20 protein-coding genes are annotated in these 20906 nt (G+C 64.6%); 6 read left to right on the top strand and 14 right to left on the bottom strand.

Translation table 11 applies throughout. The annotated features are described in order from the left end of the window. Window positions 1-1347 (top strand): calcium-binding protein (locus AC1DDS_RS22365; RefSeq protein ID WP_477480862.1); only part of this gene is annotated, 1347 nt, incomplete at its 5' end. A gap of 122 nt (window positions 1348-1469) precedes the next feature. Here AC1DDS_RS22365 and AC1DDS_RS22360 read toward each other — a convergent pair. Then, window positions 1470-2342, bottom strand: a complete 873-nt coding sequence (locus tag AC1DDS_RS22360) for a methylated-DNA--[protein]-cysteine S-methyltransferase (RefSeq protein ID WP_477480861.1) — start codon at window positions 2340-2342, stop codon at window positions 1470-1472. Between the two features lie 68 nt (window positions 2343-2410). After that, on the bottom strand, window positions 2411-2911 hold the full coding sequence (locus tag AC1DDS_RS22355) for a DUF2244 domain-containing protein (RefSeq protein ID WP_477480860.1): 501 nt from the start codon (window positions 2909-2911) through the stop codon (window positions 2411-2413). Here AC1DDS_RS22355 and nth point away from each other — a divergent pair. After that, entirely contained in the window at window positions 2910-3704 is a 795-nt protein-coding gene (gene nth / locus AC1DDS_RS22350; RefSeq protein WP_477480859.1) for an endonuclease III, read from the top strand. The genes AC1DDS_RS22355 and nth overlap by 2 nt on opposite strands. A gap of 35 nt (window positions 3705-3739) precedes the next feature. Here nth and AC1DDS_RS22345 read toward each other — a convergent pair whose 3' ends face one another. After that, window positions 3740-4453, bottom strand: a complete 714-nt coding sequence (locus tag AC1DDS_RS22345; protein WP_477480858.1) for a sulfate transporter family protein — start codon at window positions 4451-4453, stop codon at window positions 3740-3742. A gap of 156 nt (window positions 4454-4609) precedes the next feature. On the opposite strand from AC1DDS_RS22345, the gene AC1DDS_RS22340 reads away from it, so the two are divergent. Next, entirely contained in the window at window positions 4610-6679 is a 2070-nt protein-coding gene (locus AC1DDS_RS22340) for a HAMP domain-containing methyl-accepting chemotaxis protein (protein ID WP_477480857.1), read from the top strand. A gap of 42 nt (window positions 6680-6721) precedes the next feature. Here the strand turns inward: AC1DDS_RS22340 and AC1DDS_RS22335 are convergent, their stop codons facing one another. Both AC1DDS_RS22335 and epmA read right to left on the bottom strand, forming a co-directional pair. Beyond that, entirely contained in the window at window positions 6722-7783 is a 1062-nt protein-coding gene (locus AC1DDS_RS22335) for a lysine-2,3-aminomutase-like protein (protein ID WP_477480856.1), read from the bottom strand. Further along, complete coding sequence (gene epmA, locus AC1DDS_RS22330) at window positions 7780-8844, bottom strand: EF-P lysine aminoacylase EpmA (RefSeq protein WP_477480855.1); 1065 nt, start codon at window positions 8842-8844, stop codon at window positions 7780-7782. The genes AC1DDS_RS22335 and epmA overlap by 4 nt, the downstream gene beginning before the upstream one ends. A gap of 146 nt (window positions 8845-8990) precedes the next feature. On the opposite strand from epmA, the gene efp reads away from it, so the two are divergent. Next, on the top strand, window positions 8991-9560 hold the full coding sequence (gene efp / locus AC1DDS_RS22325; RefSeq protein WP_310423890.1) for an elongation factor P: 570 nt from the start codon (window positions 8991-8993) through the stop codon (window positions 9558-9560). Between the two features lie 108 nt (window positions 9561-9668). Further along, window positions 9669-10661 carry an adenosine kinase gene (locus AC1DDS_RS22320; RefSeq protein ID WP_477480854.1) on the top strand — a complete coding sequence of 331 codons (993 nt, stop codon included), beginning with the start codon at window positions 9669-9671 and terminating at the stop codon, window positions 10659-10661. 10 nt (window positions 10662-10671) lie between these two features. Here the strand turns inward: AC1DDS_RS22320 and AC1DDS_RS22315 are convergent, their stop codons facing one another. Continuing rightward, window positions 10672-11214 carry an SH3 domain-containing protein gene (locus tag AC1DDS_RS22315; RefSeq protein ID WP_310423896.1) on the bottom strand — a complete coding sequence of 181 codons (543 nt, stop codon included), beginning with the start codon at window positions 11212-11214 and terminating at the stop codon, window positions 10672-10674. 178 nt (window positions 11215-11392) lie between these two features. Between AC1DDS_RS22315 and AC1DDS_RS22310 the strand changes: the two genes are divergently transcribed. Then, window positions 11393-12397, top strand: coding sequence for a 2-hydroxyacid dehydrogenase (locus AC1DDS_RS22310; protein WP_310423899.1), 1005 nt, complete (start codon window positions 11393-11395; stop codon window positions 12395-12397). Between the two features lie 43 nt (window positions 12398-12440). On the opposite strand, the gene AC1DDS_RS22305 is transcribed toward AC1DDS_RS22310, so the two are convergent. The 8 genes from AC1DDS_RS22305 to AC1DDS_RS22270 form a co-directional block, all read right to left on the bottom strand. Continuing rightward, window positions 12441-12908, bottom strand: a complete 468-nt coding sequence (locus tag AC1DDS_RS22305) for a GNAT family N-acetyltransferase (protein ID WP_477480853.1) — start codon at window positions 12906-12908, stop codon at window positions 12441-12443. Further along, the gene (locus tag AC1DDS_RS22300; RefSeq protein WP_477480852.1) at window positions 12909-13676 is read right to left on the bottom strand and encodes a molybdopterin-synthase adenylyltransferase MoeB; all 768 of its coding nucleotides are present in this window, start codon (window positions 13674-13676) and stop codon (window positions 12909-12911) included. Window positions 13677-13687: 11 nt separating this feature from the next. After that, window positions 13688-14815 carry a DNA replication/repair protein RecF gene (gene recF, locus AC1DDS_RS22295; RefSeq protein WP_477480851.1) on the bottom strand — a complete coding sequence of 376 codons (1128 nt, stop codon included), beginning with the start codon at window positions 14813-14815 and terminating at the stop codon, window positions 13688-13690. A 93-nt stretch (window positions 14816-14908) separates the two neighbouring features. Beyond that, window positions 14909-17374: a glycosyl hydrolase 2 galactose-binding domain-containing protein gene (locus tag AC1DDS_RS22290; protein ID WP_477480850.1), complete on the bottom strand. Its 2466-nt coding sequence runs from the start codon at window positions 17372-17374 to the stop codon at window positions 14909-14911. A 13-nt stretch (window positions 17375-17387) separates the two neighbouring features. Then, on the bottom strand, window positions 17388-18359 hold the full coding sequence (locus AC1DDS_RS22285) for a DUF1839 family protein (RefSeq protein WP_477480849.1): 972 nt from the start codon (window positions 18357-18359) through the stop codon (window positions 17388-17390). A gap of 4 nt (window positions 18360-18363) precedes the next feature. Beyond that, window positions 18364-19275: an amino acid--[acyl-carrier-protein] ligase gene (locus AC1DDS_RS22280; RefSeq protein ID WP_477480848.1), complete on the bottom strand. Its 912-nt coding sequence runs from the start codon at window positions 19273-19275 to the stop codon at window positions 18364-18366. 6 nt (window positions 19276-19281) lie between these two features. Continuing rightward, the gene (locus tag AC1DDS_RS22275) at window positions 19282-20454 is read right to left on the bottom strand and encodes an acyl-CoA dehydrogenase family protein (protein ID WP_477480847.1); all 1173 of its coding nucleotides are present in this window, start codon (window positions 20452-20454) and stop codon (window positions 19282-19284) included. After that, window positions 20451-20705: an acyl carrier protein gene (locus AC1DDS_RS22270; RefSeq protein ID WP_477480846.1), complete on the bottom strand. Its 255-nt coding sequence runs from the start codon at window positions 20703-20705 to the stop codon at window positions 20451-20453. The genes AC1DDS_RS22275 and AC1DDS_RS22270 overlap by 4 nt, the downstream gene beginning before the upstream one ends. Window positions 20706-20906: the final 201 nt, after the last annotated feature.

The following is a 20906-nucleotide window of genomic DNA, read 5'->3' as shown; positions in this document are numbered from 1 at the left end:
ATCAACGACCACGAGCAGACCTCGGCGGTGATGATGAACAACGAGTTTGGCGGCCTGTCGAACATCACCATCGAGGGCAACCGCCTGATCGGCGGCGGCTACACCGTCTACCTCGACGGCCGCAAGGGTGGCGGCACCGTCGACGACGGCTCGATCAAGATCGTCAACAACCAGATCGGCACCGGCCAGTGGGGCAAATTCGCCTTCTATGACGACAACCCCGTCGTTTCCGGCAACACCGATCCGGGCACGATGCCGGATATGGGTGGCGTGAATCCGGGCACCGATGCCCCGGCCGCCACGGTCTACACCGGCACCGCAGGCAACGACAACATGCCGCTCTCCGGTCAGTCCAATGGTGGCAACGAGACCTTCAAGGGCCTCGGCGGCAATGACGTGCTGAAGGGTGGCGCAGGCGCCGACGTTCTTGACGGTGGCGCTGGGACCGATACGGCGACCTATGCCGGTTCGTCCGCGGTCAACGTCAACCTGAAGACCGGCAAGGCGAGCGGCGGCCATGCCACCGGAGACAAGCTCATCGGTATCGAGAACCTGACAGGTTCGAGCTACAACGATACGCTTACCGGCAATGATGCGCGCAATGTTCTGGTTGGCGGCAAGGGCAGTGACAAGCTCGTCGGTTTGGGCGGAAACGACGTCTACAGTGTCGACAACGCGGGTGACGTGGTGACCGAACAGGTCAATGGCGGGTACGATCACGTCAAGGCCTCGGTCGATTTCAAGCTCGGTGCATATGTGGAGAAGCTGGAACTGACAGGCACATCCAACCTGTCCGGCACCGGAAACGGGCAGGCAAACTCCCTCATTGGCAATGCCGGCAACAACAAGCTCACCGGCGGCGCTGGCAACGACACGATCAGCGGTGGCATCGGCAATGACACGCTGAGCGGTGGCGCCGGAAACGACACGCTGACCGGCGATGCCGGAAGCGACACGGTTACCGGTGGTGCCGGAAACGACACGCTGACCGGCGGCGCCGGCAATGACACGCTGACCGGAGGCTCCGGCTTCGACAAACTGACCGGCGGCAGTGGTGCGGACAAGTTTGTATTCCAGCAGGCCAGTCTTACGGCGGATCATATCACCGACTTCGGCTCGAGCGATCTGATCTACTTCGACGTGACATCCGGTGCGACGGGCGCGCTGAACGCGAGCGCGTTCCGGCTCGGCACGAAGGCGCTCGACAGCAACGACCGGTTCATCTTCGACAAGGCGAGCCATACGCTCTACTTCGACAAGGATGGCAACGGTTCCGCCGGCCAGATCAAGGTTGCTGAGCTCGACAATGGCTACACGCTGTCGGCCAACGATATCTGGCTGTTCTGAGATCGATCCCGTGGGCGGCACAACCGCCCATGGGATACTGCACTGACAAGCCCGCCGATCGCTCGGCGGGCTTGCTGATGAAACATCGATGGGGTTCGCAATCGTGCGGGCCCCTCTTTCGTTTACGCCCTGCCGGCTTCCCAGCCGAGCATCGCCCGCTTGCGGGTAAGCCCCCAGTGATAACCGGTGAGCGCGCCGCTCTTGCCAAGCGCGCGATGACAGGGCACCACGAAGGAAATCGGGTTGCGGCCGACGGCTGCGCCGACCGCCCGCGAGGCCTTCGGCTGGCCGAGTTGCCCGGCGATATCGGAATAGGTCACCGCCTTTCCCATCGGGATGCGCAGAAGCGCCTGCCACACGCGGACCTGGAAATCCGACCCGATCAGGACGATGCGAAGCGGCTCCTCCACGTTCCAGCGGGCCGGATCGAAGACCCGCGCGGCATAGGGGGCGGTCGCCTGGCGATCCTCCACATATTTTGCGTTCGGCCACCGGCAGGCCATGTCTTCGAAGCAGGCGCTGCCGTCCTCATCGTCACTGAAGGCAAGGCCTGCGAGGCCGCGCTCGGTGATCATGACCAGCGCCCGCCCGAACGGCGAGGGATGGAAGCCCCAGCGGAGCGTCAGTCCTTCGCCGCGCGCCTTCCACTCTCCCGGTGACATTGCCTCGTGGGTCACGAACAGGTCATGCAGACGGCTTGGGCCGGACAGGCCGACCTCGATGCTCGTCTCGAGCAGGGGCAGCGATTCCTGGCGCAGCAGGCGCTTGGCGTGATCCAGCGTCACGGCCTGCAGGAAGGCCTTGGGCGAAAGACCGGCCCAATGGGTGAAGGTTTTCTGCAATTGCGTCGGCGACTGCTTCAGGCGGGCGGCGATTTCGTCCAGCGAGGGCTGGTCGCGGTAGTCGTCGGTGATCATCTCGATGACGCGTCGGACGGTTTCATAGTCGGCGCCATCAGGGGTGATGTCGGATTTCAGCGTGGCGGCAATGGTCATCGTTTTTCTCCTGTGGCTACAGGAAACCACGCCATGCGCGGTCCCGCCACCCGAAACTTGCTCCAGGCTCAGTATCCGCGCTTAACCTGGGCAAGGGCGCCAGCGAACGCCGTCGCAAAGCGCTCGCGGTCATTGAGGTGCAGGAAGCTGCCGACGTCGGTCCGGCGTCCCTGGCCGCTGACCGCCATGTCCGTGATGCCGATCTCATCGCGCCGCGACACATGGAAACGCGCCCAGAACGGGTTGAAGTCGTGCTTGGCCTCGCGGCCCGAAGGTGCAAGCTTGCGGATCGAGATGTTGGTGCGTGACAGGGCGACCAATTCTCGGGCGCGGGCGGCACGGTTGTTCAACCAGAAGGCCGCGAGCAGGATGAGGAAGTCGACACCGAAGAACATCACGATCGGCCAGGCCCCGGAAAGGAGAAAAACCGCCATATGGGCGAAGGTCAATGCGCCGGCGATGAGGAAGAAGATCAGGTGCCCTTTTCGGCCCAGCGACCGGTGCGGCCTGAGCTCGGCGACGAACACAGGCCGGTCGTTCAGGCTGATATCGTCGTTGCCATCGTTCATGACCGACGACTATAGAGGGAACATGAAGAACGCGAAACCGAAATCAGGCGTTGCCGTCGGCTCCCGGGCGGCACCGAAGCGCCGCGCCACCAAGCAGAAGACCGCCTATTCGCCGGACGAGATCCACGAGATCTTCCGCCGCTTCTCGATCCAGCGCCCGGAGCCGAAGGGCGAGCTGGAACACGTCAATCCATTCACCCTCGTCGTCGCGGTTGCACTCTCCGCGCAGGCCACCGATGCCGGCGTCAACAAGGCGACGCGCGCGCTCTTTGCCGCAGCTGACACGCCGGAAAAGATGCTGGCGCTGGGCGAAGACAAGGTGCGCGACCACATCAAGACGATCGGGCTTTACCGCAACAAGGCGAAGAACGTGATCGCGCTGAGCCGGAAGCTCGTCGACGAATTCGGCGGCGAGGTGCCGCAGACCCGCGAGGAACTGGTGACGCTTCCGGGTGTCGGCCGGAAGACCGCGAACGTGGTGCTATCGATGGCGTTCGGCCAGGCGACGATCGCCGTGGACACCCATATCTTGCGCATTGCCAACCGCATCCTGCTCGCCCCCGGCAAGACGCCGGACGAGGTTGAGGACCGGTTGATGCGGATCATCCCGGACGAATACCTCTACCGTGCCCATCACTGGCTGATCCTGCACGGGCGCTACGTCTGCAAGGCGCGCAAGCCAGAATGCGAACGCTGCGTGATCGCCGACATCTGTCGATCGCCCGAGAAGACCTGCGACATCCCGGCTCCGCTGGTGGAGTTGCCGCCGCAGGCTATCGCGGCGGCGGGCTAGCTCGCGAGCCTTTCGCGCGACCCGTCCGCAAGAACTCAGCCGCGAAAGGCCGGATCGGAACGCGAGAGCAGCTTGTGCAGATGTACCATCAGGCCGGCGGCGAAGAGCGGGGTCAGCAGGTTGACGACCGGTATCGCGAGAAAGGCGGCAATGGCGAGACCGCCCAGCAAGACGGTTGTGGCGTGCTTGGAGCGAAAAAGCCGCGCCTCCTCGGGCGGACGGAAGCGCATCGCCGCGAACTCGAAGAACTCGCGCCCGAGCAGATAGCCGTTGACGAGAAAGAAGGCGATCAGATTGACGCCCGGGATGAACAGCAGCAGCAGCGCCACCAGGTTGCCGACAAGAATCACGCCGAAGAATTTGATGGAACTGGCGATTGCCGTGCCGAGCGGCAACGGTTTGCCGCCCGGATCGCCAGGATAGTGGCGCTGCTCGACCACCTCGGCCACGTCATCGAGGAAGAAGCCGGCGACCACCGCCGTGACCGGCGCGAGCAGAAGCGCCAGCGATAGCGCCAGGCCAACGCTCGCGAAGATGCCGGCAAAGACGGCCAACCAGCCAGCCCAGTCCGGAACGCCGGTCAGGTAGCCGTCGAAATAGGGAAGCGCGTAGGCGATGAAGCTCTCCCGAAGGGCGAACCACAGCGCGATCAGAAAGAAGATCGTCAGCCCGAGCACCTTCCAGAACACGCGGCGTGTTTCCGGCGCGAAAAGATTGGCGAGGGCCAGGCGTACCGCGTCGAGGATCATCCGCTTTCTCCCTGTTGCGCCGGCCGATGTAGGGTGTGGGCAACCGCGGCGCAAGCCAGCATCGCGCGGTTGCGGATTAAGTCCGCGTTAAGTCGCCGAAACTAGACTCTCCGCCAAAAGGCTCGCCAACGGCGACAACAGAATCTGGGACTCTCAATGCGCACGATCAGGATTAGTCGACTCCTTCCCGCTCTTTTCATCTTGATGGTGGCGCTCGGCGCTTTGCAGGGCGCTGTCGCGTTCCGGTCCCTGTCGACGATTACCGGCCAGTTCGAGCGTATCGGCCGCGAGCGCATGCCGCAGATGAGCGCGATCCTGCAGATCAGCCACGACTTCGCGAAGCTGCAAGGCGCCTACGCCGAGCACATGCTGACGAGGGATCCGGACGCAATACCCGTGATCGAGGCCAACATCGCCGAACACGCCGAAGCACTGACCAAGCAGATCGACACCTACGCGGCCGCGATCTCTGGCGATCCGGACGCGGCAAATGTGGTCGACAGCGTCAAAAGCAGCCTCGCCACCTATCTCGCGGAATCGGAAAAGCTGAAGCAGGCCTCCGCCATGGCCGCCAAGGGCGTTGCCGCGGAAATCTTTCAAGGCCCCATGAAGCAGGATGCCGACAGGATCGAGGCGGCACTCGCCAGCCTGATCGCCAGCACTGAGAGCACGACCAGGAGCGGCATCGAGGCCGCCTTGGCCGAACAGAAGCTCGCCTACCGGCTGACGGTCGCCGCACTGATGCTGTCCGTCGGACTCGCCATTGCGGCAATCTTCATCGTCAACCGCCGCGTGGTCCGGCCGCTGAACGGCATTTCTGGCGCAATGAAGCAGGTTGCGCAGGGCAACATCGGCCAGGAAATTCCCTACTCCGAACGTCTCGACGAGATCGGAGAGATGGCTGGTGCGGTTGCCGTGTTCCGGGACAATGCCGGCGAACGCATGCGGCTCGAGCGCCAGGCAACGTCCGACCGGGCTATTGCCGAGGGCGAGCGCATGGCGCGCGAGGCGGAGCGTAATCGCGAGAGCGGCAAGGTGCAGGCCGCCGTCGCCTCGCTCGCCGACGCATTGGGCCGGCTGGCCTCCGGCGACATGACCTGCGATATCCATACGCCGTTCGACGGCGAGCTCGACCGGCTGCGGCAGGATTTCAACACATCCGTCGCGCGGCTGAAGGAGGCACTTTGCGAAGTTGGCGACAATGCGCGGGCGATCGATGCCGGTGCGCGCCAGATCCGCTCTGCCGCCGACGCGCTGGCCCGCCGTACCGAGCATCAGGCGGCTTCCGTCGAGGAGACGGCCGCAGCGCTGGAGCAGATCACGACGACGGTGAAGGATTCGACCCGCCGCGCCGAGGAAGCCGGCACGCTGGTGGCCCGCACGCGCGGCGGTGCGGAAAAGTCGGGCGAGATTGTCCGCCGCGCGATTTCGGCCATGCAGCAGATCGAGCAGTCGTCCGGAGAAATCGGCAACATCATCGGTGTCATCGACGATATTGCCTTCCAGACGAACCTTCTCGCGCTGAATGCCGGCGTGGAGGCGGCGCGTGCCGGTGAAGCGGGCAAGGGCTTCGCAGTCGTCGCCCAGGAAGTGCGCGAGCTGGCACAACGCTCGGCGAAGGCTGCGCGAGAAATCAAGGCGCTGATCACGGCTTCGGGTGCCCAGGTCCAGGACGGCGTCGCGCTTGTCGACGAAACCGGCAAGGCACTCGAAACGATCGTTGCCGAGGTTCAGGAGATCAACGGCCACGTCCAGGCGATCGTCGTGGCGGCGCGTGAACAGGCAAGCGGGCTTTCGGAGATCAACACGGCGGTCGGCACCATGGACCAGGGAACGCAGCAGAATGCGGCGATGGTCGAGGAGACGACGGCTGCAAGCCACGGCCTCGCCGACGACGTCCAGGCGCTGAACACGCTGATCGGCCGATTCAATGTCGGCGCCGCCCAGAGCCAGTCCGCGCGCGCACCGCACCTTCAGGTGATGCAGGCATCCGAGGCTGCGCCGGCCTCCCCGGCTTCGTCGCCGCGGACGATGTCGGTGACGAAACCGGCAGCGCCATCACAGGGCACGGTGACCCAACTGCCGCGCAAGTCGCCTGGCCAATGGAACGTAAAGGCGGCCAGCGAGAAATCGCGGGCGGTTGCCTCTCCGGCGAACCTGTTGAAGCAGAAGCTGCTCGGCGCCCTTGGCGCAGGCAAGAAGGACGGCGACTGGGAGGAATTCTGACCCTCCCGGACGCAGGCTCAGGGCTCGACTGGGTTGCTGCGATCAGTCTTCCGGCTGTGGCGGGTAGAGATGCTCCACGCCGCGGAAGTCCCTGATCCGAAATCGACCATCGTCCTCCTCCCGCATTGCTGCCGAAAGCACGGGCACCTTTCCGTAGCCGCCGGGAAGGTCGAGGATGTAGGTCGGCTGGCACAGGCCGGAGATGTGCCCGCGTAACCTTTCCACGATCGCCCGGCCCTCACTGAGGCTCAGCCGAAAATGGCTCGTTCCCGGTGCAAGGTCGGGATGGTGCAGATAGTAGGGCTGGATGCGGTTCTCCACGAAGGCGCGCATCAGCGCGGCCAGTATCTCCGCATCGTCGTTGACGCCCTTGAGCAGCACCGTCTGGCTGATCATCGCGACGCCCGCATCGACCAACCGCGCGCAGGCCGCGCGCGCCAGCGCGGTCAGTTCACGGGGGTGATTGGCATGGAGGGCGACATAGGTCGTCTTCCCCGATGCCTTCAGCGCCGCGACGAGATCGGCATCGATCCGTTCAGGCTCGACCACCGGCACGCGGGTGTGGATCCGGACGATCTTCACATGCTCGACCGCGGCCAGCCGCTGCATGATCTCGCCGAGCCGCCGTGCCGAAAGCACGAGCGGATCGCCGCCGGTCAGGATCACCTCCCAGATTTCCGGATGGGTTGCGATATAGTCGATCGCCGCATCCAACTGCTCGGGGGTCAGGGTCCCGAGTCCGGTCGGGCCGACCATTTCTCGTCGGAAGCAGAAGCGGCAGTAGACCGGGCAGACGTGCACGGCCTTCAACAGGACCCGGTCCGGATAGCGATGGACGATTCCCTCGACCGGGCTGTGCGCCAGATCGCCGATCGGATCGGCGCGCTCCTCCGCAAGCGCGGTCAGTTCGGCCGCATCGGGGATGAATTGCCGGGCGATGGGATCGCCCGGATCGCTGCTGTCGATCAGCGCCGCGACAGCGGGCGTCACGGCAACGGCGTATCGCTCGCCCACGCGCGCGACCTCGGCCTGTGAGGAGCCCTCCGGCACCAGTCCGGCCTCCTCCAGTTCGGAAACCGTACGCAGCGTGCGCGCGGCGCTCATGGCGCTGTCTCCGCCACCGGCGCCCAGATGACCTGGTCGATGCGAGTCGCCCCGGTCGCCAGCATCACCAGCCGATCGAAGCCCAGCGCGATGCCGCTCGCCTCCGGCATGATCTTAAGCGCTGCAAGAAAATCTTCGTCGAGCGGATAGGTCTCGCCGTAGACACGTTGCTTCTCGGCCATCTCCAGGCCGAAGCGGCGCCGCTGTTCGGCCGCGTCGGTCAGTTCGCCAAAGGCGTTGGCAAGTTCGACACCACAGGCATAGAGCTCGAAGCGTTCGGCGACCCGGCGGTCGCGCGGCGAGGGACGCGCGAGTGCCGCCTCGGCCACCGGATACTCGCAAAGGATCGTCGCGCTGCCGAAGCCGAGATGGGGCTCGACGCATTCCACCAGCACGCGGCTGAACAGGTCGGCCCAGGTGTCGTCGGCCGCGACGCGCAAGCCGCTCGCCGCCATGGCCTTCGCCAACCCGTCGCGATCGGTCGAGCCATCCGGGTGGATCGTCGCGAGCAGGTCGACGTCGGCATGTCGAACAAAGGCCTCCGCGACCGTAAGACGCTCAGGTTCGGCGAAGGGATCACAGTCTTTGCCGCGGTAGGTCAGCTTTTCGACGCCGACCGTTCGCGCAGCAAGCGCAAGAAGCGCGGCGCAATCCTCCATCAGCGTTTCGTAGCCTTGCCCGGCCCTGTACCACTCGAGCATGGTGAACTCGGGATGATGCAGCGGCCCGCGCTCGCGGTTGCGGTAGACATGGGCGAAGCAGGAGATGCGCCTCTCGCCGGCCGACAACAGCTTCTTGCAGGCAAACTCGGGCGAGGTGTGGAGATAGAGCGGCGATATTGCGCCCGAGTGGCCGATCGCCTCGGTGCGGAAGGCGTGGAGGTGGGCCTCGTTGCCGGGCGAGACCTGCAAGGTCGCGGTGTCGACCTCGATGAAATCGCGCTCGGCGAAGTAGGCGCGCAGCGCCGCCTGGATGCGGTTTCGCGCAATCAGGAACGGACGGCGGTCGGCGTGGACGTCTGGCGTCCACCAGGGGGATGGGGCGGGACTGCTTGGCTTCATGTCAAGGTTTCTATCAGATTCCGGCGTAAACACTGGCGTTTCGCCGGAATTTAGGATAGTTGCGGCCCGATCCCGCTTTCCGCGGTCCGGGGATGAAACTTCAATCGTCCTCTACGACGGGGCCGCACCAGATACAAGGAAGACTTATGGCAAAGATCATCGCTTCTTCCGTCCGCAAGGGCAATGTGCTCGATGTCGACGGCAAGCTCTACGTGGTTCTGACGGCACAGAACTTTCACCCGGGCAAGGGCACGCCGGTCACGCAGGTCGACATGCGCCGCATCTCCGACGGGGTGAAGGTGTCCGAGCGCTACCGCACCACCGAGCAGGTCGAGCGCGCCCACGTGGAAGACCGCGAGCACACCTTTCTCTACGAAGACGGCGATGGCTTCCACTTCATGAACCCGGAAAGCTACGACCAGTTGACCATGTCGGCCGAGGACGTCGGCGATGACAAGGCCTATCTGCAGGAAGGCATGGTGGTCATCCTGAAGACGCACGAGGGCGTCGCGATCTCGCTCGAACTGCCCCGCAACGTGATCCTCGAAATCACCGAGACCGAGCCGGTCGTCAAGGGTCAGACCGCGTCGTCCTCCTACAAGCCGGCGATGCTGTCCAACGGCCTTCGCACGCTCGTACCGCCGCACATCCAGGCCGGCACCCGCGTCGTGATTGCGACCGAAGACGGCTCCTACGTCGAGCGCGCCAAGGATTGACGGCATTTCGCCGCCCGACCGGCACCGGCTCGGGCGGCCCCCTTACATTCCCTCCAAATTCCGCTATGACCGATAGCCGGCTCTCACCCTTCGAGACGGAAATTCCGCATGACCCAATTCGACGTGCTGACGGTCGGCAATGCCATCGTCGACATCATCGCCCGCTGCGATGACAAGTTCCTCACCGACAATGGCATCATCAAGGGCGCGATGAACCTCATCGACGCGGAGCGGGCCGAATTGCTGTACTCGCGCATGGGGCCGGCGGTCGAAGCCTCCGGCGGCAGCGCCGGCAACACTGCGGCAGGAATTGCGAGCTTTGGCGGGCGGGCGGCCTATTTCGGAAAGGTCGCCAAGGACCAGCTCGGTGAGATCTTCACCCACGACATCCACGCCCAGGGCGTCCACTTCGCGACCAAGCCGCTCGATCGCATTCCGCCCACGGCGCGGTCGATGATCTTCGTCACCGCAGACGGCGAGCGCTCGATGAACACCTATCTCGGCGCATGCGTCGAACTCGGCCCCGAGGACGTGGAAGAAGCGGTCGTGGCGGCGTCCAAGGTTACGTACTTCGAGGGCTATCTGTGGGACCCCCCGCGCGCCAAGGATGCGATCCGCAGCTGCGCGCGCATCGCCCACGCCAACGGCCGCGAAATGTCGATGACCCTCTCCGACAGCTTCTGCGTTCATCGCTACCGCGACGAGTTTCTCGAGTTGATGCGTTCGGGCACCGTCGACATCGTTTTCGCCAACCGCGCCGAGGTGTTGGCGCTCTATGAGACCGAGGATTTCGAGCACGCACTGGCGATGATCGCCAAGGACTGCCGCCTGGCGGTCGTTACCATGAGCGAGCATGGATCGATCATCCAGACGGGCGGCGAGCGCATCCGCGTCCACGCCTCGTCGATCGAGCAGGTGGTGGACACGACGGGCGCCGGCGATCTGTACGCGGCCGGATTCCTGCATGGCTACACCCAGGGGCGCACACTGGAGGACTGTGGCAAGCTCGGCAGCCTGGCGGCGGGAATTGTGATCGAGCAGATCGGCCCGCGGCCGATGACTTCGCTGGTCGAGGCCGCCATCAAGGCAGGACTCGCCTGAAGGGCACTTACTATTTGAAGGCCTCGCCGGGGTACGCACCCCAGATTTCGCCCTGCGCCACCCAGCCTTCCGTGCGGTCCACCTCGGCATGGCACCAATCGCCGTTGCATTCGCCCACCTTGATTACGACGCCGGGCTCCAGCTTGGCGACGACCGTGCTGGCGGATTGCGGATCGCGGCGCATGTTGACGTAGACGTCGGCTCCCTTGCCCCGCATCCACGGCGCGGTGATCGCCGTGCGCTCGCCGGAAAGCAGCGCCTGGTTGACCCAGCCTTCGGTGCCGTCGGCGTCACGGATGCGGCGCCAATTGTCGTACTCCTGGATGATCTCCACCGGCACGCCGGACTTCATGTACCGCCAGGAGACGGCGTAGTCGACGCTCGGGCCGACGCGCAGGTTGACACTCTTGGCCTTCAGGCTGACAAATCGCGGCAGAGGCAGGCCGCTCGGCCCCTTGGAGGCCTGTGCGAAAGCGCCCGGAACGGAATGGGAAGCCAAAGCAATCAGGGCGGCAAGCGCGACGGTGCAAGTGCGGATATATGAGCGACGCATGACGGGATCCACTTCAACCACTGGGCACCTGCCAGCCGGACCCTGCCGGCGCGCAAATCACTGGACTAGCCTTCGGAGCGGATTGTCTTCGCGACGGGGTCTGGTAGAAAATGCCCTTGATGAACCAAGTCTTACCGATCTTGGTTAAGGACCCGTCAACAGGACGCTCGGACAGGCCATGACGAACAAGAAAAAGCCGAAGGTCTACATTACCCGTCGCCTGCCTGATGTAGTCGAAACGCGCATGCGCGAACTGTTCGACGCCGAACTCAACATCGAGGATGCGCCGCGGACGCAACCGGAGCTTGTTGCCGCCGTAAAGACCTACGATGTCCTGGTTCCCACGGTGACGGACCGAATCGACACCGCCCTGATCGAGCAGGCCGGGCCACAGCTCAAGCTGATCGCCAGCTTCTCCAACGGGGTCGATCATATCGACGTGGATGCCGCCGCCCGGCGCGGAATCACCGTGACGAACACGCCGAACGTCCTGACCGAGGACACAGCCGACATGACGATGGCGCTAATTTTGTCGGTGCCGCGCCGTCTCGCGGAAGGAGCCCAGCTCCTGACGGACCGCAAGGGCGAATGGGCCGGCTGGTCGCCGACCTGGATGCTCGGCCACCGCATCTGGGGAAAGCGGCTCGGCATCGTCGGCATGGGCCGGATCGGAACCGCCGTGGCGCGTCGCGCGAAAGCCTTCGGTTTGTCGATCCACTACCACAACCGCCACCGTGTCCATCCAGCGACCGAGGAAGCGCTCGAGGCAACCTACTGGGACAGCCTGGACCAGATGCTGGCGCGCGTGGACATCGTCTCGGTCAATTGCCCCTCGACGCCGGCGACCTACCATCTCCTGTCAGCGCGGCGGCTGGCGCTGATGCAGCCGTCGAGCTACATCGTCAACACGGCGCGCGGTGGCATCATCGATGAGGCCGCACTGATCAAATCCTTGCGCGAGGGCAAGATCGCCGGCGCCGGCCTCGACGTGTTCGAGCACGAGCCCGCCGTCAATCCGAAGCTGGTGAAGCTCGCAACCGAGGGCAAGGTCGTGCTGCTGCCGCACATGGGCTCGGCGACGCTCGAAGGCCGGATCGACATGGGCGAGAAGGTGGTGATCAATATCCGAACCTTCTTCGACGGTCACCGTCCCCCCGACCGCGTCCTGCCGGGGCGAACCTAAACGGACGGCCGATTCGCCGACAGCACGCGGTGATTCAACCGGATCAGAGGCGCTTCGTCATCTCGATCGAGGTCGTCCGGTCGTAGCCTGCATGGCGTTTTTCGGCCGACTTCTCAAATCCCCAGGCGCGAAAGCGGGTGTGATTGTCGACGAGTTCGATCCGGGTTTCGAGGCGCAGGGCGGCAAGGCCGAGCGTCCGTGCTTCCCGCTCCGCCGCCGCAAGAAGCGCGCCGCCGACGTCAGTTCCCTGGTGTTCGGGCAGCACCGCGAGCTTGCCGACGTATAAGCAGTCAGGCTCCGGTCGGCAGAAGATGCAGCCGGCAATGTCAGCGCGGTCGACAGCCAGGAACACAATCTCTGTTAGGGCCTTTTGCTCGAGGCTGGCTGCAGTCGTCTGCAGTGCGGAGGATGGCGGGTCGATGCAGCCATCCATATAGGCAAAGGCGGATCGAATGACCGCAAGCAACTCGTCATACCGACGGAAGGACGCGCCCAGCCGCTGAACGTCCATCTAGGGACCCTCGCGCCGGCGATAGCGCATGACGTCGAAGCGGGCGGCAAGCCCGTCATAGAGCATCAGCCGCCCGACCAGCGGCTCTCCGGCACCGGTGATCACCTTGATCGCCTCCATGGCCATCAGGGTGCCGATGACGCCGGTCAGCGCGCCGACGATGCCAGCCTCGGCACAGGACGGCACGACGCCCGGCGGCGGCCGCTCCGGGAAGAGGTCGCGGTAGCCCGGATTCTGCTTGCCGTCCGCGGCCCTTTCCCAAGGCTTCAACACCGTCAGCGAACCATCGAAGCGACCGACGGCGCCGGTGACAAGCGGTAACCGCGCCGTCTCCGCTGCATCGGCGGCCGCATAGCGGGTATCGAAATTGTCCGAGCCGTCCAGCAGGAGATCGAAGCCCTGCAGGAGCTGTGGCGCGGTGTCCGGCGTCAGCCGGGCGCCGAACAATGTCACACGCACATGCGGGTTGAGCGCTTCGATCGCTGCCCTGGCGCTTTCGAGCTTGCTATGGCCGATCGTTGCGGTGCCGTGGATCACCTGCCGCTGCAGGTTGGAGAGCGACACCGTGTCGTCATCGATGATGCCGATATGGCCGACGCCGGCGGCGGCAAGATATTGAAGAACGGGCGCGCCGAGGCCGCCCGCACCGATGACGAGCACGGATGCGTTCTTGAGCTTCTGCTGGCCGGCGCCACCGATTTCGGCCAGCACGATATGGCGGCGATAGCGCTCGATCTCTTCCGGGCCTAGCGGTTCTGCGGTTGCCACGGTCTCCTCCGTCAATCCTCGGCAATCGTTCCGTTCGCCACGGTCAAAAACCGTGCCCGATCGCCGAACGCCTCGAACATGGCACGATCCGTGCCGGTCATGAAGGTCTGGCCGCCGAGTGCATCGACGCGATCGAAAAGTGCGGCCCGGCGTTTCTCGTCGAGATGGGCGGAGATCTCGTCAAGAAGCAGGATCGGAGCGTGATCCGTCATGCCGGCGACGAGGCCGGCATGCGCCAGCACGAGGCCGACCAGCAGTGCCTTCTGTTCGCCGGTGGAACAACGGGCCGCATCCATGTCCTTCTCGCGGTGGCGGATCAGGAGGTCGACGCGGTGCGGGCCGTCGAGCGTGCGACCGGCGGCGGCATCGCGATAGCGCCCATCGGCAAGCAGGGCGGCGTATATCTCCTCGATCTCGTAGGCCGGTCGGTCGAGATCCTGGTCGAGAAACCCGGTCAGCGACATGACGGCCGAGGGGAACGGCCCTTCGTCACGGGCCGCCTCGACGATCCCGGCGAGAAGTCCGACCAGCTCGCGGCGTGCCAGCGCCATCGCCACGCCAAGCTCCGCCATCTGCCGTTCGAGCGCGCTCAGCCATTGCGGATCCGGGCGCGGCTCGCCAAGAAGCCGGTTGCGACCACGCATGGCCTTCTCGAAATCAGCTGCCCGTCGGCCGTGTTCCGGATCGAGCGAAAGGACAAGGCGGTCGAGGAAGCGGCGCCGGTCTGCGGACGGTCCGGTGAACAGCCCATCCATCGAGGGGGTCAGCCAAATGACGCGCAGGTGATCCAGCAGTTCGTCGACCGAGCGGACGGGCGTTCCGTTCAGGCGAAGGCGGCGCGACTGCCCCTCGTCGCCTCTCTCGGTGCCGGTCCCGATCTCGACTTCACCCTGCATCCCGTCGACGGCGGCAAAGACGCTGAACCCGCCTTCGGCGCCTTCACGCGCAACATCCGCATAGGCCGCTCGCCGCAGCCCACGGCCGGGCGACAGAAAGGAGATGGCCTCCATCAGATTCGTCTTGCCGGCGCCGTTCGCTCCGGTCAACACGACATGGCGGCCGTCAAGACCCAACGCGATCGACGCATAATTGCGAAAATCGTGCAGCTTCAGGCGGGATATGGTGACCTTGTGGGGCATCAGGCGTCCGGATCGTTCGCCAGAGAGCTATGCCGAAGCGACTGCAATAGCAAGGCCGCATGGGTACCGTTGGTGGTCCACGCACGGCCGGGCTCAGAACGAAACCGGCGAGGCGAGGTTCAGCGCATTGACCTCTCCGGACGGCCATTCCCCGCCATCCGTTCGCGTCAGACGGATGTCTCGTGCCTCGCCGGGGGCGAGATGGAACCAGTTGTACGACGGAAGGAAGCCCGGGCAATCAATGTGCACCGATTGCAACAGCCGGTCGGCCTCGATCCGAAGCACCCAATCCCCATCCGCCTGCACGAGAGCGGCTGTGGCATTACCCACCTGCAGCGCCTTTGCCCGGCCGCGGGGGAAATGAAAGGCCTGCGCGACAGGCGCGGCGATTTCTCCCTCGCGCAACGTCGCGACCGTCACGTTGTGCGACGGAGGTCCGAAGCGGAAGGCGTAGGTCACATCGAAGAAGGCGCCAAAGAGGTCGGTCGCCGCAATCGTGATGGCCTCGCGTGCCTCCAGAACAAGGTCACGCCGACCGGAGACGACGGGCTGGCGACCATCACGCAGGCAGACGATCTCGACGGTCATCGCCCGCTGCCGATCGCTCTCGTTGAGCACGTGGACATCAAGGCCGTTGGTTCCCTCGTCGGACAGGAGAACCTGCACCGGACGGAAGGCACGCCGTAGCGCATGCCAGGCGGGCTTCGGCAGACCGGTGGAATCGACGATACCCCAGCCGGCGCCCGGCAGGAGATCCTGGAAGGTCCAGACGAGCGCGCCGTTGCAGCTCGACTGCGGCCGGCGCCATTCGGAAAAGGCTGCCTCCATCACCTCGCCGCTGACGGCGCGGGAGAGGTCGAGATAGCCGGGCGGGTCCTCGCGGCGCAGCCGTACCGGGTCGCAGTCGTAGAGCATCCCCAGATAGTGGTCGCGGATGTCCTCGAAGTCCCACGAGGCGCTGCGGTCGCGCGGCACGCGCGCCTTCCAGCGCGGATCGTGCACGGCAGGAACCGGCAGATGCGCGTCGAGCGTCGACTGTTCGGGCACGTTGGCGAAGGCAAGCGATTCGGCTGCAAAGCGCACATGGGCGCGGCGGGCGTCTTCCAGCGGGCGGCAATAGGCGCCGACGCCGTAATAGTGCGTCACTCCGACATTCGGCGAGAACGGCATGGCGCCGCCGGAAGGCGAATTCGCCACGAAAGGCACGTCCGGCCGCAACGCTTCGACCGCTTGCGGCAGGATGCTGTCGGTCAGCGCACCGCTCCAGGCCGGACGCGGCAGGCCGAGCATTGCCGCCTGCTGGAACATTTCACTGCCGCCGCAAAGTACAGCGAGCGACGGCGAGGCGGCGGTGCGCCGGAGAAATTGCTCGGCTTCGGTGTGGACGAGGGCAGCGAAATCCGGGTCGGACGCCGGGTAATCGAAATTCGCCAGCATGAAATCCTGCCAGACGAGAATACCGAGCTCATCGCACAGGTCGAAGAAGGCTTGCGTCTCGTAGGTCATCGTGCCGCCGATGCGCAGCATGTTCATCCCGGCTTCGGCCGCGGTCCGCAGCAGTGGTTCGTAACGCTCCCGTTCGCCCGGCAGATCGACGATGTCCGCCGTCGTCCAGACCGCGCCGCGACAAAACACCGGCACGCCGTTCACGCGGAGAGAGAAGTCGCTGCCGTCCGGGCCGCGGTCGATATCCAAGCGCCTGAAGCCGGTGCGGCCGATCGCATGGCTCTGTCCGTCGACGTGGATTTCCACCACGTGCAAGGCCGGTCGCCCGTGGGTGTGTGGCCACCAGGCTTCGACATTGGCGATGGAAAGCTCCGCGCTCCACCGGCCGTCCTCCGCCAACGCCATTTCAACACCGAAACCGGCGCACCGAAGTTCGGGCGTGCCGTCAAAGCCATCGCCCATGAATGAGACGGTGAGGTGTCCGACGCCATCGGAATCGAGCGTGGCTCGCAGCCGCACATCCTGCGGCGTGGCGAATCGCGGCCGAACCAGACGGACGGGGCGATAGGGGCCAACGGCCTGCACAGGCGGACACCAGCCCGGCATGTGGCCAAGAAGCGTCGTGCGCACGAGCCGCAAGCCTTGCGGAACGATCATCTGCGGCCGCCAGCGGGCGCGTGGCCCGCGCTTGTCCAGGTGCGGCGCAAGCGCCCGGAAACAGATGGCGAGCCGATCGTCACCCGTCAGCGTTACCGCAAGTTCGTGGGCGACGAACATCGAAGTGACGTCTGCCCGCTTCTCTCCGTTCCAATAGACTTCCGCAATCGTCGCCAGCCCCTCGAAAACAAGCGCGGCCGGCCCAGGCTTCTCGCCTGCGATGTCAAGGAAGTACCAGGCATCAAGGTCATTCAAAGGGTGGGGATCAGTGCGGTCGAAGCGATCGGCCCGTTCCAGGGCGCCCGCGACAGTCCCGGGCACCGTTGCTTCCACCGCCTCGACGTCGTCGGAATACATCGAAGGATCGGACCAGGCTCCGGCCTCCGTCAGGCACAGGTGCCAACCTTCGCGGAGGTCCACTTGCTGCGGCAGCGTGTCTGTTCCGTGACGACCCATGGGCTTGCCCCCTTCAATCGACCCGATCCGCAAGCACCCGCATCAAATCCTCCCAAGATTCGACGGCGGGAGCGAGCACGGTCGCAAGCGCATCGAAACGCTTGCGGGTCACCGCGCGGGCGAGCTGGAACTGGACCGATTTGGCGACTTCCGAAATCCGGCGGGCAGCCATGGCTGCGTCGGCCAGCGTGCCGTCCGGCGCAATCCAGTCGAGATGACTGGCGGCGAGCTCGAAATTGGCCCCGAGTTGCCGCAAGGTGTTGAACGCGTATTTGTGGAAGAAGCCGAAGGGACGCTGCGCCACCGCCTCGACCTGCTGGGGGAAGACGCTGGCGAAGGCCGCGACGGGATTGTCCTGCGGCCGGCGATCCAGATGGAAACGCAACAGGCGCCTAGCTTCACGGCGCCGGTGCGGCTCCGACGGATAGGACTTCGGAAACTTGGCGAATTCCGTGTAGGGCAGAAACGGCAGCGCGCCGCCTGCCTCGCCCAGCTGGAAGAGCCCGTCGAAGTCTTCGCCTTCCAGGCGGAAGAACCCGGCATTGTGGAAATAATCCAGCGTGCGGTTCTCAAGGTCGATCCGGTTGATCGCCACCGTCGTCTTGCCGTGTTCCAGGCGGTAAGCCACGCCACGGGTGTCCGGCATGTAATAGCTGTCCATCTCGACGAGGCACAGCCGCCCTCGGCCAATCTGCTCGGCGACATGGCTCTCGATCCGGTCGTAGATAGCAAGCTCGGTGCAGCGGATCCCATACAGGGCTTCGAGGTCTTCGAGTGGGACCTTGAAGAAGGTGAACTGGTCGCCTTCGAAGTCCTGCATCAGCGTAAAGCCGAGCATGGCCTCCGGTGCAAGGGCCAGCGCGTTCAGTACCTCGATCCACAGATCGACGTAGCAGTTGGTTTCCGGCCACATGCGCTCCTGGTCGTGGAGCGCATGGGAGCGGTAGGTGGCGGGATCAAGCCCGGGAAAGACCGACTGCGTCACAATCTCAACCCCAAAGGGCCTTGCGAACGCTCGCTGGCCACTCGGCGAAATCGAGCCCGTGGGTGTGGAACAGGGCAAGCGCGATGCGCTCAAGGCCAAAGCCGACGCACGCCGTATGGGCAACGCTGCCGTCTTCCAGATAGAGCTCCCATTTCGCGCCGAACGCGTCCTGGTGATAGTTGAAGCTCATGCAGGCCGTCGGCTTGGAGACCGAGGTGATCGGTATCAGCAGTTCGAACTTCAGGTTCTGGTCGCGCTGGTTGTTGGCGAGCATCTTGCCCGCGCGGCCGAAGAAGGGGTCGTTGGCAACATCGATTGTCACGTCGAGGCCGACTTCCTTCATCATCTGCACGCCGCGATCCATCCAGGACTGGCGGAAGTCGGTGACGTGCTGTTCCGTGCCCATGCAGACATATTCGCGCATGCGGAAAAGCTGCTGGCGCGCGGGGTCCTGCGAGGGTTCGTGGCGGAAGCAGTAGGACTGCAGGTCGAACAGTGCTCCCCGCATCGAAATGCGGCCGCGCCTGGCGACGGTCGGATAGAGCGGATAGCACGCCGCCGGCGTCAGCACGATGTCGGTCGCCTTCTGGTCCTTCGTCCAGTCCTCTTCGCCAACCTCCATGCACTTCAACAGGCTCATGTGATCGAGCTCGTTGCCGCAGAAGGAATGCACGGTGCCGGCAAGCTGCGGGAAGCTTTTCATGTAACCGCTTTGTTCGAAGAAGGCGCGGTTCATGCCGGGCGGAAAGCGCATGGCCTCCGCGCCGTCGGCGCCGCCGAAGCGATCGATCATGCGCTCGAAGGCGATGATCACGTCCTCGAACTGGCCGCTGCGGCCGTAGAGGCCATCAACGCCGGTGTCGATGAGCAGGCCGGCGTCAAACAGCCGGTCGAGAAACGAGGTCTGCATATCCATGGTTCTTCACCCCAGGAGACTGGTGTCCTGCTTGTGAACGAGCAGGAGATTGGACGTATTGCCGAGGATGCGGTCGTTGGAGATCATCAGCTGTGCCGAATGCGCATCGCGCAGATGCCGGCCGAGGCTGTAGGGCGTACCGTTCTTGTAGCCCAGGATGCCGCAGATCAGCATGGCATGGTTGATGATTGTCAGGATCGTCTCGGACGAGCCGATCTTCAGGTTGTTCATCGATACCGCAAAGCCCATCGACGACAGCCGGTCAGGATCGGCATTCGCCGTCTCGAATTCCTTCAGGCCGGCGACCACATTCGATTTCAAGAGCTGCAGGAGGTTCGATGCCTCCGCCAGACGTAGCGCGCCCGGCGGCGTCTGGCCGGGCGACTTGCGGGCGGCAGCCCGGACAAACGCCTGCGCGCGCGCCATCGCGTCGACGGCAATGCCGTACCAGACCGCACTCCACAGCAGATGCGACGTCGCCAGCATCGACTGCGCGGCGATCTCGGCAAACGGTTTCGGCAGCATCTGCTCCGCGGGCGCCTCGCCCTTGAACAGATAGCCGTCCGAGCAGGTGCCGCGCATGCCGAGCGTGTCCCAGACCTGGGTGCGCTCCAGCGTGTACTGGTCCTTGGTGAAGACCGTCATCACCTGGTCGGTCGACGCGGCATTCGCATGGCTGCGCGAGGTGATCAGGATCGCATCGGAATCCGCGCCATAGGAGATGACGGTGGCGTCCTTCTCCAGCCGGCAGCGATCGCCCTCGACCTCGATGGCGCAGATGCTGTTGCGCAGGTTGCCGCCGATGCCCCCCTCGGTGGTCGCCGAACCGAGCAGCAGTTGCTCTACCGCTATCCGGCCCATGAAAGCCCGGTGCCAGGGGCTGTCTTCTCCATGCGACACAAGGCTGGACACCTTGATCTGGTGCATGGCGAAGACCATCGCAGCCGACGCACAGGACTGCCCGAGCACCGAGCAGACCTCGGCGATCTCGGCAAGGCTGGTACCTTCGCCACCGAACTCGGTCGAGATCTGGATCGACAGAAGGCGCTCGGCCGCCATGGCCGCGACCGCCTCGCGCGGAAAGCGGCCCTTCACGTCGACATCATCAGCGTGGCTGCTGGCCACGGCGGCGACACGGGCGGCACGCGCCGCCAAACTCGCCCCTCTGAACATGTTCATGCGGCAGCCTCCGCATTTCCGACCAGCCCCTCGACGGCGCGCGTGATCGCGGCAATGCTCTGGAACGACTTGCGGTTGAGCAACGTATCGGGGAATTCGAGGTCGAAGGCTTCCTCGATCGCCAGCATGATCTGGACGGATGCAAAGGAGGACATGCCGGCCGCATAGAGATCGGCATCGTCGGTGATCTGGTCCACAGCCACCGGAAGACCACCATGCTTAGCTAGCAGTTCACGGATTTTCTCTGTCATGGCAATCTTCTCCTATGTTCTTCGTGGCGCGGTGCATTGAGTTCGCCCGCCACGGCTAAGTTCAACCAGAGGCATACAGGGGTGGATGTAACAACGGTTGAAAAGACATGGATAAGATTTCGTGAAATGCACGTGCGCGCACGTCTGTCAGTCCGTAGCCACCGACCCACAGGAGCACAGGCGCTCGAAAATTCGCCGTTT

The sequence above is a fragment of the Mycoplana sp. 10N416 genome, from assembly GCF_056394765.1.
This window is presented reverse-complemented; position numbering and strand designations above follow the sequence as displayed.